Consider the following 12,750-nt stretch of genomic DNA (forward strand, 5'->3'; position numbering starts at 1 on the left):
GCGAGCGCGGAACTCGACCGCGATCGGTGCCCTCTTCGGGGGAGGTTCTTCGATCGACTGCTTCATGAATTGACGGCTAATTGGGCAGTATTCGGCCAATTCCAGCGGTTCGCGTGGCCTCTCGCACGGACACTCGAATGTCAGGTCCACTCGGATAGCGGCCCTTTATCGGTCAAACGTCCTCGTCGCATCGTTTTGAGGTTTATTCCGTTTTAAGCGACGGACATGTCGCTGCCATTCCATGCGTCCGTGCCAAGGGCCGGGATACCGGGCCACAGTCCCCGCCGCCAGTTGCGCGAGTATCGCGTCGGCACCGCGATTATTTGCCATTGATCGTCGTCAGATAGCGTGCAATGTCGTCAATCTGCTCGGGCGGTAGCGGCGCGCCGTAAACCGTACGTATCTTCGCGACCTCCGCTTTCCAGGTGTCGAATGCAAGCGGCGGTTGGCGCATCACCATATCGACGGAATGGCACATCACGCACTGCTGATTGGCGAGATCGGCACCGGGTCCGGGCGGAAACGTCGACGCGTCGGCCGGCAGCACGACCTCGACCGCGCGCATGACCGCTTCGCCGTTGGCTTGCCCGGACCCGCTGCGATCGATGCAGTGCCGCCCATCGCAGCAGACAAGGCCAGAACGATCGCTGTGACTCTCATGACCATCCCCTCACACCGCGACAACCTTCAGCGATTCGACGACATTGCGCATGTACCCCCCGGGATTCCAATTCGGTTCATCCGGCTGCGCGTCACCCCTGTCGTTGATCACCTTCACCTTCAGCACATACTGCCCGGCGTGCCTTGGCACGAAGCGCGCTGTCCAGCGTCGGAAACTGAATTTGCCGACATCGCGCCCGAGGGAGGCCGGCGTCCATGACGTACCGCCGTCCGCGGAAAAAAACACCTTGCCTACACCTGTATCGCCGCCGAACGCAATGCCGCGCACCGTGCACGGCGCGCCCGCGTCGAGCACCGAGCCGTCGCTCAGATTCGTGACGAATGATCTCGGCACCATCCGGTTGATCGCGACCGTCTTCACGCTGGTCTGCTGCGGCGACGTGCTCGCATGCGGCGTATCGGGAATTTGATAGGCCCGTGCCATCCAGAAATTCTGATCGGGCGTATCGATGACCTCGATGTCGTTCAACATTTTCACCCAGTACGTCGAGTACCATCCCGGCACGACGAGCCGTAGCGGGAAGCCGTTCAACAGCGGCAGAGGCTGGCCGTTCATGCCGAACGCGAGCATGACTTCGCCGTTGCGCGCGTGATCGATGCCGAGCGCCTTGAATGACGTAACATCCAGGCAATCTCAGCCATGATCTGACGCTGACCGAGAGATCAGATCAAGACATTACCCATGTCAACCGCTTACCGCATCGTGCATCGCGATCATCGGCTCGACGTCGAAGCCCGCGGCGCGCCATGCATCGATGCCGCCTGCAAGCGGCAACGCCAGCTTGATGCCTGACAGCCGCAACTGCCTGGCCACCGACACCGCGGACACTTCGTTCGGGCACGCACAATAGATGACGAGTGTCCGGTTCGTTCCATGGCGCGCCATGATCTGCCGGGTCTTTCGTTCATCGGCGATCACCGCGCCCGGAATGACGAATGGATCGAGCGTCCTGCGCTCGGCGGAGCGAATATCGATCACGACCGGCCGCGGATTGTTCGCGAGCAATGCATGCAATTCGCCCGCGCTGATTCGCGCCTTCCCGAGCGCATTCGCCAACATGAGCCTGCGGCAGTAGCGGTACAGCACATACAGCACCGGCACGATGCCGACGAAGATGAGCGCATGCCATCCAAGACGGGCGACAAACGCGAAAATCACGTCGATCTGCGAAGCGAATAGCGTGCCGATCGCCAGTCCGATCGATGCCCACAGTGCAAGGCCCGCACAATCGTGCAACACGAACGAGCGCAACCTGACGGCCATCGCACCGCATAGCGGAACGGCAACGAGCGACAGGCCGGGAACGAACCGAGCAACGATGAGAACGCGAACACCCCAGCGGCCGAAAAACCGCTCGGTCGTCCTGACGCACGCTTTACGCGACTGCGACAGCTTGCAGACGGTATGCAGCGTGCGCTTGCCGTACCGCTTGCCGCCCTGATACCAGACCAGGTCGCCGAGAAAGCCGCCAATCACGGCGGCGCCGAGGATCGTCGAGAAATGCAGCAATGTCGACGACGCGACATGCGTAACGAGCGCAACGCCTGCCCCGACCGTGATCAACGTCGGTATCGCGGGCAAAGGCAGGCCGAGCGAAGACCCGAGCACATTCAGGAATACGACCAACGTGCCGTACCGCGCAATCATTTCATGCGACATCATGGCGTTCTCCTCGAGGCTCGCACTTTCATGTTCACGGAACGCATCGCCACGCGTCACTTGGCGACGGACAACACCTTCTCCGGCGCGTGTTTCGTTTCCGGCAACGCGTTCGCGCCCCGGCCTTGCGCTTCGTCGACGTCCTGCCGATAGCGGTGGACGTCCCGCGTGACGAAGCCGATTTCGCGGCTCGGGATATCGAACCAGTCGGGATGGCCGAACGATCGCCGAATATCCTCGAGGCCGCTCGCCCAATGCTCGCGCATCGTGCCCTTGCTGAACTCATAGTCCTTGTAGTGCCCCTCGAACGACTTGTTCTTGTAGATCAGGTGCACGACGTTCACTGCACTGCCATCGGCCGTCTTCTGCGCCTCCCGCAACAACGGGTGCGCAAGCCGCACGTGTTCGGGAATGTGTTCGAGCAGCGCCTTGATCATCTGCGCATGCTTCTGGTTCTGCGACATGAACGCGGTGATGGCGCGCGTGCGGCTTGAATACTGAATGTCCTTGGTGCGCTCGCTGACATCGAGGAAATCGTTCGGCAACTTGCCGCGCGAGCTCCACAGGTCGATCTGGAAAACGAGCGTGTCCTTGTGCTGGCTTTCCCTGATGATCTCGGTCAGCGGCGTGTTGGACACCAGTCCGCCGTCCCAGTAGAACTCGCCATCGATCTCGACGGCCGGAAAGCCCGGCGGCAGCGCGCCGGAGGCGATGAAATGTTCCGGCGCGAGACGCATTTTCGAATTGTCGAAATAGACGAGATTGCCCGTTCGCACATTGACCGCGCCGACGGATACGCGAATGTTGCCGTCATTGATCCGATCGAAATCCGCGTACCGCAACAGCGTTTCACGCAACGCCGACGTGTCGTAATAGCTGACCTGATCGGGGCGCTTCTTGCCGAACCCGGTGAAGGACAGATGCGAGCGCGGGGAGAAAAAGCCGCCCTGGCCTTCCATCAACGTGCGCGTGGCGGCCCATGCGCTCGACCACCTGCGTGCCATGTCTTCCAGCCCGGACCACGCCGACATGTAGTTGCCGAAGTGCGAGAGCGGGTCGGCCGGCTGACTGATGGTGTTCCAGAAGCCGCGCAGTGCTTCCGTTCGATCGGCGGGCGCATTGCCTGCGATGATCGCCGTGTTGAGCGCACCGATCGATACCCCGGCGATGCGCGTCGGTTCCACGCCGACCTCGGCCATACCCTCGTAGACGCCGGCCTGGTATGAGCCGAGGGCGCCGCCACCCTGCAGCACGAGCCCGATTTCGTCATAGTCGGGAAGCTTGATGCGATGGGGCTGCTTCAGCTTGTTACGCTGGCTCGAATACATGGCGTTCTCCTTACTGCATGAACCAGCCGTGGCTGACGACGATCGATTGCCCGGTGAGCGCGTTCGATTCGAAGCCGGCCAGGAAGGCAACCGTGTTCGCGACATCGGCCAGCGACGTGAATTCGCCGTCGACCGTCTCTTTCAACATGACGTCCCTGACGACCTGTTGTTCGGAGATGCCGAGGACCTTCGCTTGCTCGGGGATTTGCTTGTCGACCAGCGGGGTTCTGACGAAACCGGGGCACACGACGTTGGCACGCACGCCACGCGGCCCACCTTCTTTCGCGACAACCCGCGCGAGACCGAGCAACCCGTGTTTCGCGGTCACATAGGCGGATTTGAGCGGCGAGGCCTCGTGCGAATGCACCGAGCCCATGTAGATCACCGTGCCCCCCTTGTTCGACGCATACATATGCCTGATGGCGGCCCGGGTCGTCAGAAACGCGCCGTCGAGGTGGATGGCCAGCATCTTCTTCCAGTCCGAAAATGCGTAATCCTCGATCCGGTTGACGATCTGGATGCCTGCGTTCGACACGAGCACGTCGATTCCGCCCAGCCGGCTTACCGTTTCCGCCAGCCCCGCGTCGACGGCTTCCTCGCTGGTGACATCCATCGCGATCGCCAACGCCTTGCCGCCGTTGCCGACGATGTCGTCGGCCACCTTGCGCGCAGCCTCGAGATTCAGGTCCGCGATCACGACCGTCGCGCCGTCCATCGCGAGCTTGCGCGCGCACACCGCGCCGATACCGCTTGCCGCGCCCGTCACGAGCGCGATCTTGTCATTCAGTGCCATACGTCCTCCGGGAGCTTATTGGTTGACTGCGAGTTTCAGCGACTCGGCAGGGGCGAGATAGTCGTAGGCCACTTCGCCGATATCGAGCGTGAGATGGGCAATGACGTGGCGCGCGCCGATCACGCGGCGAACCGGCAGATCCGCGACCGATGCGAGTGCATGCGGATGCAGCTCGAGCGCGGCAGGCCCCTCCCATGCGCCGATCACGTCAACATCGCGCAGGAAGAAACGCACCAGTTCGCAAATGCGGGCCGAACCGTCGACATGCGGAATGACCTTGAGCAGGTAGTTGGGCGTGTCGGCGAGCTTGCGGCGCTCGGCCGCCGTGTCGAGGGCGCGATACTTGTAGCCCATCGTTCCGGTGGCGATGCGTTGAGTGCCGTAGTCGAGCGTGCCGAGCAGCGTGTCCTTGCCATCGACGCAGAGCTTCGGCGAGGCAAGCTTCTTCGGGAATCCCCAGATTTCGCGTCCGGCCGCGATCGGGCCTTCGTCGTCGAGGTACATCGCGTGCGTGAAATTGGCTCGATTGCCGTCCTCGTCGAGCACGGAGATCACCTGACCGCTTTCCGTGTAGTCGCCGAATCCGGACGAATCGGGCATGCGGATGAATTCGTAATGGACGACGGGTCGGTCGACCTTCAGCGGTTCCGGAACGACGGCACGAAGGGCGTCCATGTCCGTCTCGTACGAAATGATGAAGTACTCCCGATTGATGAAGCGGAAGGGCGGACGCGGATACGCCGGGTTATGCACGGGCATCGCAAATGCGTTGTCGCGGATGTCTTCTTCTGTCACGGATCGTTCCTCGGTTGTAGAGGTGTGCTCTGTCACACCCATCGCGCCAGCCTCGGCTGGCACGGCCAATGACGCGCGAGGACGCAGCGCGGCGCGGGCTAGCCGCGCGCGGTCGCACGTTGCTCTTGCGGTGCCGTGTCGGTTTCCCGGATGCATCAGGCAGCATCTACGACCACCGTCAGCGCCAAGCGTAGGCGATGCGGCCTGGCGGCAGTAGCGTCGCAAACGACCTCACCATGTTGTCCTGACGACAACAATCGACAACGGGAGGGGTGGGAAGCAATGATCGAGGGTTGGCAATCCGGTGTCGCTCGAAGGGCGACATCCGTGGTTTCGCTATAGCGCAATGATGGCGTGGCTCGACGAACCGGCGGCATGTTCTCCGAGCATCGCTTTCAGATCTCGCTCGATCGCGCCGCACAGCGTCGAAATGGGAACATCGTTCGCGCCGCCTTCGAACGGATTCTCCGTGCTTTCGCCAACTTGGTCGAGCGACGTGTACATCCACGACACCGCGATACTGCATGGCACCACCAGCCAGACCATGTAGCCGTGCATGAAGCCGCTCACGCTATCGTTCAACCGGTTGAATTCGTTCAGAAGACCGAACGGAAGCGACAGGCAAAAGAACCGGACGAACAGGGAGCTGACAGTCGCGTACTGACGCGGATAGGGGAAATTCTTGAAACGTTCGGATCGCGACTGGAGATCGATGAAGTCTCCGAGGGTTCTCTGAAGTTCCATATGGAAATTCGAATTCAGATGGCCGGCCATGTGAAGCGTTTTCAGCGAAGTGCCTTGCAGGCCCAGCACGAATGTCGTGATGGAAGCGGAGGCGAGCGCCTGTTCCGCTTCGGAAGGAGACAAGTATCCGGGCAGTATTTCCTTGATGTCCTTTTCCCATTCCGGCACGCGATAGAAGCGACGATATTCCGCGTTGTGGCGCTTGTTCGTGCTTTCCCAGATACGAGGGCGGCGCAGGTCGTATCGCAGCGCGGTCAGCCAGGCGAGGTGTCGATAGACCAGTTTTCGGGCAACCTCTTCGTCCGTCACGAAGTCGCGCGTGAATTGCCCCCAGCGACGGCTTTTGCTCTGGATGTCGGTCCATATTTCCAGCGCGTCCATTGCACGGTTGTAGGTCTGGACGTTCTTGAAGCCAACGATGAACGACGTCGCGGTTCCGAGGAGGGCCACGATCGTCAGCGGTATCGACAGCCATGTGACGGAAAAGAACTGATACAGAACGACCGGCACGGAACCGAAAATCAGAAGCTCGTAAATCTTCCAGCGAGTCCAGATCAGGAATTCCGACAGTTTGTACGATTTGCCGAGATGCATTTTATTTGCCTCATCGATGACTCAGGTGGGTGTTGAATAGGGCGCGTTGTTCGCGCGCGATCTTTCGTCACGCATCATGCCTGCGATCGATTCGGCCGGGATGGGGTCGATTGGTGCGCAAGAGGCAACATCGTGAGCACGCTTGAGGATCTACTGCGCAATGCCGCGTCGACCTACGATGACTTCGCGCGACGACGTTTTCCTTTTGCCTGTTTGGCTTGCAGCCGGCATCCGTCGATATCGCAATTCACCAACCGAGGGCAATCATCATGTCGCAGAAAATCCTGATCGTGGGTGCCGGCTTCGCCGGCGTGTGGGGCGCACTAGGCGCGGCTCGCGTGCTGGATGGTGCCGGTGTGACGAGCGGCGACGTCGAAATCACGTTGATCTCGCCGAAACCGGAATTGCAGATCCGGCCGCGGTTGTACGAAAGCGAGCCGCAGCAAATGGCCGCGCCGCTGCTGCCGCTGCTCGACGCCATCGGCGTGAAATTTCTCGAGGGCAGCGTCGAAGAGATTGCGGTCGACGAGAAGACGGTCAGTGTGGCTTGCGCCAGCGGCCAAAAGCGTTTGCTCGCGTACGACAGGCTGTTGTTGACCAGCGGCAGCAAATTGAGCCGGCCGCCGGTGCCGGGGCTGGCTGATCACGCGTTCTCGGTCGATCGCATCGAGGACGCGGTCGCGCTCGATGAGCACTTCGCGGCGCTGGCCAAACTTCCGGATTCGCGGGCACGCAATACCGTCGCGGTCGTCGGCTGCGGCTTTACGGGTATCGAGGTCGCCACCGAATTGCCGAGGCGATTGCGCGAGCGGTTCGGCCCGGACGCGGCGATTCGCGTTGTCGTGATCGGTGCGCAGGCCGAGATCGGCCCCGATCTCGGCCCCAATCCCCGGCCTTACGTCGCTGAAGCCTTCGACTCGCTGGGCGTCGAGGCCGTGCTTGGATCGCGCGTCGTGTCGGTGGGGGCGGACGGCGTTCGCACCGCGTCGGGCACGCATATCGAAGCCATGACCGTGATCTGGGCAGGCGGTATGCATGCCAGCCCGCTGACGGCGCAAGTCTCGTCGCATCTCGACCCGCTCGGACGCGTCGAGGTCACGCCTGATCTTCGTGTGGCCGAAGCACCGCAAGTGTTCGTGGCGGGCGATGTGGCGCGAGCGCGGAGCGACGATGACGGGCACTTTGCATTGATGTCGTGCCAGCACGCGATCGTGATGGGGCAATTCGGCGGGCACAACGTCGCCGCGGACTTGATTGGTGTGCCGACGCTGGAATACACGCAGCCGTTCTATGCAACCTGCGTCGACCTGGGCGAATGGGGTGCGGTTTACTCGGAAGGCTGGGACCGTCAGATCAAACTGACGCATGCCGAAGGAAAGGCGCGCAAGCAGATGATCAACACGCAGTGGATCTATCCGCCGGCGCCGAATCGCGCCGAGGCGTTGGCGGCAGGCAAGCCGCAGGTCTCCGCCGACTGACCTGCCGGCGCCCCCGCACGTGGCGCGCGATGCACACGGCGGGGGCGATCAGGTACGTGGACAGCAAACGCTATCGATCCACAAGACGCCGCCGCCGCGCGACAGGCGGTGAGTCAGTCAACGACGGTCACGATATTGACGGTGCCTTGCTTGGCCATCTTGGCATACGGACACAAGCGCTCCGCGGTCCGAACCAGCTCTTCCGCGATGTCGCGATCGATCCCGGGCATCCGGACCCGGACATCGACAAGCAATGCATAACCGCCGTCCATGGGATCGCGGCCGAACGAAACCTGCACCTCCACGACCGTGTCGGTGATGTCCAGGTCGGCGCGTTTCTCGAGCAGGTTCAGCGCACCATGGAAGCACGCGGCGAAGCCCGCCGCGAACAGCTGTTCCGGATTGGTCCCGTTGCCGGGCCCGCCGAACTCGGTGGGCAGGCGCAAATCGACAGCGAGATTTCCATCGTCCGAGCGGGCCACGCCGGATGCACGGCCGTGTCCTGTCTCGCCGCCGGTGACGGTGACGCTCGTTGTATAGAGCGGCTGAAAATCCCGGCCCCGATACCGGTCGAGAAGGGAAAGCGGAGGGGCCTGCAGCTTCTTGTCATCCATGATGCATGCTCGAGTTCGACGACGCGCTCCGACCGTCGGTCATTCATTCATCGAAGCGTCCTGCAACCGGGGTTGCACTGCCTGGGCAGATGGCGTCTTCAAGAAATGTTGCGGAGCGAACTATCGTATGAGGAATGCGGCAATCTTCCGGCACGGCCCGACTGACGGTCGGTCTACGGGAGAAAGATGCCTCCATGCTAGAGGCGCGCACATGTCGTCGGTATAGCCATCGGAGGCGAATGTATGTTTCCCGTTGGACACCAATCCGGGCGCTGCCACGATGGTCCGCCACGAATTTTCACGTGGTGCACGGTGGCAGCGGCCGCCGGTGCGCACTGATGCCATGCACGCGGTTGCGGGTGTCGCGCATCAGCGGCCCAGGCAGGCGCGCAGCGTTTTGGCATGACGTCGCGCTTCGTCCGCATCGGCGATGTTCGCGAACCCGATGACGAGGCCGCGCGGCGTTTGCCGCGTGTGGCTGTTCGAATACCAGATCGACAGCGGCAGGACCGCGAGTCCCGCGTCGCGGGCACGCGCGGCAACGGCAACATCGTCGACCGGCCCTCCGGGCCCCTCTGCGAACTGCACCGCGAACTGAATGCCGCCCGCCGGCAATTCGACGATCAGCCGCTCGCCGAACGCCTGCCTCAACGCATGCACGATCAGCGTGCGGCGCTCGCCGTACAGCGCACGCATGCGCTTCAGATGCCGGGCAAAGTGCCCCTGCTCGATGAAATCGGCCAGGGCCGCCTGCAGGAGTGTCGGCGAACCGGCATTCATGCTGCATGCCACGCGTTCCACGCGCTCCACCGCACGTTCCGGCACGACCGCGTACGCGAGCCGCAAACCGGGGTACATCGCCTTGCTGAAGGTGCTGCAGTAGATCACGTGATCGCGGCGGTCGAGGCTCTTCAACGCTGGCAGCGGACGGCCGAGATAGCGAAACTCGCTGTCATAGTCGTCCTCGACGATCCAGCCGGACGTCTTTTCGGCCCAGGCCAGCAAAGCGATGCGACGGGACAGCGACAGCGTATGCCCGAGCGGGCTCTGATGCGACGGTGTCACGAGCGCGAAGCGCGCTTGCGCGTCCAGCTGCAGGCCGCGCCCGACGTCGATCCCTTCGTCGTCCACCGGCACCGGGACGAGTTGCACGCCGGTCTCGGACAGGAAGCCGCGGGCGAGCAGATAGCCGGGATCCTCGAACCACACACGGTCGTTCGCGCGTGCCAGGCTGCGCAGCACGAGTTCCAGCGTCGCGCGGTAGCCGCCGGTGACGAACACCTGTTCCGGCACGCAGGTGACGCCGCGCGACAGGGTCAGATAGGTCGCGATGTGTTCGCGCAGCGGCCGGTAACCGGCCGGATTCGGGTAGCCCAGCAGCGCGCGGTCGCTGCTGCGCGCACGCAGCGACACGAGCCGCTGCCAGACCTTGAGCGGAAACGCATCGAGCGCGGGGAGCCCCGGTTGCAGCGGGCGCGGCTCGCCGCTCATCGCGACGGCGATCGGCTGCGGGCGCCGTGGCGGCGGATCGTCGCGCGAGATGCCCGCCTCCTGGCGCGGGCCGGCGGGGCCGGTGGCTTCGGCGTGCGCCGCCGGTGCGCTGCCTCGCGCGGGCGCCGCGCGGGTCAGCGCGATCGGCAGGGACGGCGACACGAACGTGCCCGCCGCGCCGCGCATTTGCAGGTATCCCTCGTCGACCAGGATCGTGTAAGCCTGTTCGACGGTGCCGCGCGCCGTGTTCAGTTGCGTCGCCAGACCGCGTAGCGCGGGCACGCGATCGCCGGGGCGCAGGTGACCGGCGGCGATCGCGGCCCGGAACCGCTCGCAAATCTGCAGATAGACCGGCAACTGATGGTGCCGGTCGATTTCGATGGTCAGCGGGGGCGTTTGCGTGGACATCGCGGTCTCCCGGGTAACGCGAACAGATATGCCATGGACTAGTCCGATCGACGATTCTTGGCACTTATGGATAGGACATGATTCTTCCACAATTGAGCCACGTGATGCGACGGCCATGACGGCCTTCACCGGATCCGGCATCCGTCACATCCACTTCGCATTCCAATGCAATCCATTCGTCAGGAGATTTTGCGATGAAGATCGTTGTCATCGGCGGTTCGGGCCTGATCGGCTCGCGTGTCGTCACGCTGCTCGAGGAAGCGGGCCATCAGGCGCTGGCCGCATCGCCGCGCACCGGCGTCAACACCATCACGGGCGAAGGCCTGACCGACGCATTGACGGACGCGGACGTCGTCGTGGACGTGGCGAATGCGCCGTCGTGGGAACCGCAGGCGGTGCTGGACTTTTTCCGCACGTCGGCGCGTAATCTCGGCAAGGCCGAGGTGGCCGCGGGCGTGCGCCATCACGTCGCGCTGTCGATCGTCGGCTGCGACCGCATGCCGGAGAACGGCTATTTCGCGGCCAAGGTCGCGCAGGAACAGGCGATCGAAGCGGCGGGCGTGCCGTACACGATCGTGCGCGCGACGCAATTCATGGAATTCATCGGCGGTATCGCGGATTTCGGCACGCAAGACGGCACGGTCCGGATCGGCGACGGGTTGTTCCAGCCGATCGCCGCGGAAGACGTGTCGGCGCTCGTCGCGCAGGTCGCGCTCGCCGGGCCGCTGAACGGCACGGTCGAGATCGCGGGCCCGGATCGCGCACCGTTCGCGGAGATCGTCGCGCGCTATCTGAAGTCGGTCGGCGACCCGCGCGCGGTCGTGACCGATCGCGATGCACGTTACTACGGTGGTCGCGTCGAGGAGAAATCGCTGGTACCGCTTGGACCTGCGCGGCTTGGCCGCATCGGTCTCGACCAGTGGCTCGCAGAAATCTGATATCTGATTCGCGTTCGCACGTTTGGCGGCTCGCCGGCGCAAGCCGGCGACGGGCAGTCGGGAGGAGCGGCATGTGTTGGGGGCAGCGGAAATGAATCAATCGGAACCATCGGAGCAAGGCGTTCGTCGCGACCTGGCGGGTCGCGCCGATGCACTGTCCGCGAGCTTCGGTGCGAGCTATGCGGGCATCCTTGCCTTCGTCGCAGTGGCGAGCGAGGGGAGTTTCACCAAGGCTGCCGAACTGCTTGGCGTCGGCCGGCCGGCCGTGAGCCGGAACGTCCAGAAGCTGGAGGCGCAGTTGAGTACGCGGCTGTTCCAGCGGACCACGCGCATGACCGAGCTGACTTGCGAAGGCCAGCGATTCTTCGAGAACTGCCATCAGGGCGTGGCACAGATCGTCGAAGCCATGAACGACATGCTCGAGTTGCGACAAGGGCCGCCGCGCGGCCTCATTCGTATCAGCTCGGCGGTGGGTTTCGGCAGGAAAATCGTCGCGCCGCTGCTCGAAACGTTTGCGGAGGCCTACCCCGACATCGTCATCGACCTGTTGCTCGACGACCGGCCGATCGACCTGGTGTCGGAGCGGATCGACGTGTCGTTCCGCAATGGCCGCATCGAGGACTCCAGCATCATTGCCCGGCAACTGATTCCGATGCAGATGGCGCTCTGCGCGGCACCGTCGTATGTGGCCAGGCACGGGCTCCCGCAGAGTCTGGAGGATCTCGGCCGGCACACGTGCATCAATTTCCGTTTTGCCAGCGGTCGCGTCTTCGAATGGGAGTTCAATGTCGACGGCCGCGTGCACAAGTACCTGCCGACCTCGCGCCTCACGTTCAACGACACGGATCTGGTGTTGCGCGCCGTGCTGAACGGCTCGGGCATCGCGCAGATGGCCGGCTACCAGATCCGCGACCATCTCGTGTCGAACGAGCTCGTCGTCGCGCTGGCGAAGCATGTGCCTGAGGATCGCGGCCACTACATCTGCTATCTGAGCCGGCAACATCTGCCGACGCGGATTCGCATCTTCGTCGACTTCATGACCGAGCAGATTCGCGCGCTCGATCTGAACTGCCTGACACCGTTCAATCCGGATGCCCAGGGGGCTTCGTCGGCGGGGCTGGCGGCTTGACCTTCTTTTCCGCCGTATTTCTCAAGACGCTCCGTCGTTCGTTTCGCAGGGATTGGACAGGATTCGGCATCGAACACGTCCACGAGAGCAATCCAAT

General features: G+C 63.2%; 12 protein-coding genes. 3 read left to right on the top strand and 9 right to left on the bottom strand.

The window, feature by feature from the left end:
• Nucleotides 1-319: 319 nt before the first annotated feature.
• The 7 genes from DIE06_RS34135 to DIE06_RS34165 all read right to left on the bottom strand — a co-directional run bounded on the left by DIE06_RS34135 (nt 320) and on the right by DIE06_RS34165 (nt 6,595).
• Complete coding sequence (locus DIE06_RS34135; protein ID WP_260433864.1) at nt 320-565, bottom strand: cytochrome c; 246 nt, start codon at nt 563-565, stop codon at nt 320-322.
• A gap of 105 nt (nt 566-670) precedes the next feature.
• A complete protein-coding gene (locus DIE06_RS34140; protein WP_311767656.1) occupies nt 671-1,309 on the bottom strand; it encodes a molybdopterin-dependent oxidoreductase in 639 nt (212 codons plus the stop codon).
• 57 nt (nt 1,310-1,366) lie between these two features.
• Nucleotides 1,367-2,344: a VTT domain-containing protein gene (locus tag DIE06_RS34145; protein WP_124665210.1), complete on the bottom strand. Its 978-nt coding sequence runs from the start codon at nt 2,342-2,344 to the stop codon at nt 1,367-1,369.
• Nucleotides 2,345-2,397: 53 nt separating this feature from the next.
• On the bottom strand, nt 2,398-3,669 hold the full coding sequence (locus DIE06_RS34150) for a patatin-like phospholipase family protein (protein ID WP_124665186.1): 1,272 nt from the start codon (nt 3,667-3,669) through the stop codon (nt 2,398-2,400).
• A 10-nt stretch (nt 3,670-3,679) separates the two neighbouring features.
• Complete coding sequence (locus tag DIE06_RS34155) at nt 3,680-4,462, bottom strand: 3-hydroxybutyrate dehydrogenase (protein WP_124611987.1); 783 nt, start codon at nt 4,460-4,462, stop codon at nt 3,680-3,682.
• Nucleotides 4,463-4,477: 15 nt separating this feature from the next.
• Entirely contained in the window at nt 4,478-5,257 is a 780-nt protein-coding gene (locus DIE06_RS34160; RefSeq protein ID WP_124665187.1) for an acetoacetate decarboxylase, read from the bottom strand.
• A 336-nt stretch (nt 5,258-5,593) separates the two neighbouring features.
• Nucleotides 5,594-6,595, bottom strand: a complete 1,002-nt coding sequence (locus tag DIE06_RS34165; protein ID WP_124665188.1) for a bestrophin family protein — start codon at nt 6,593-6,595, stop codon at nt 5,594-5,596.
• Nucleotides 6,596-6,864: 269 nt separating this feature from the next.
• Here DIE06_RS34165 and DIE06_RS34170 point away from each other — a divergent pair, with 269 nt between their 5' ends.
• A complete protein-coding gene (locus DIE06_RS34170; protein ID WP_124665189.1) occupies nt 6,865-8,073 on the top strand; it encodes an NAD(P)/FAD-dependent oxidoreductase in 1,209 nt (402 codons plus the stop codon).
• 113 nt (nt 8,074-8,186) lie between these two features.
• Here DIE06_RS34170 and DIE06_RS34175 read toward each other — a convergent pair whose 3' ends face one another.
• Complete coding sequence (locus DIE06_RS34175; protein WP_124665190.1) at nt 8,187-8,687, bottom strand: Ohr family peroxiredoxin; 501 nt, start codon at nt 8,685-8,687, stop codon at nt 8,187-8,189.
• Nucleotides 8,688-9,056: 369 nt separating this feature from the next.
• A complete protein-coding gene (locus DIE06_RS34180; protein ID WP_124665211.1) occupies nt 9,057-10,586 on the bottom strand; it encodes a PLP-dependent aminotransferase family protein in 1,530 nt (509 codons plus the stop codon).
• Between the two features lie 194 nt (nt 10,587-10,780).
• Between DIE06_RS34180 and DIE06_RS34185 the strand changes: the two genes are divergently transcribed.
• Both DIE06_RS34185 and DIE06_RS34190 read left to right on the top strand, forming a co-directional pair.
• Nucleotides 10,781-11,524 (top strand): SDR family oxidoreductase, encoded by a 744-nt coding sequence (locus DIE06_RS34185; RefSeq protein ID WP_124665191.1) that lies wholly within the window; start codon nt 10,781-10,783, stop codon nt 11,522-11,524.
• A gap of 91 nt (nt 11,525-11,615) precedes the next feature.
• Nucleotides 11,616-12,653 (top strand): LysR family transcriptional regulator, encoded by a 1,038-nt coding sequence (locus DIE06_RS34190; protein ID WP_124665192.1) that lies wholly within the window; start codon nt 11,616-11,618, stop codon nt 12,651-12,653.
• Nucleotides 12,654-12,750 lie beyond the last annotated feature (97 nt).

The organism is Burkholderia sp. Bp8998 (assembly GCF_003854235.1).
GTDB lineage: Bacteria > Pseudomonadota > Gammaproteobacteria > Burkholderiales > Burkholderiaceae > Burkholderia.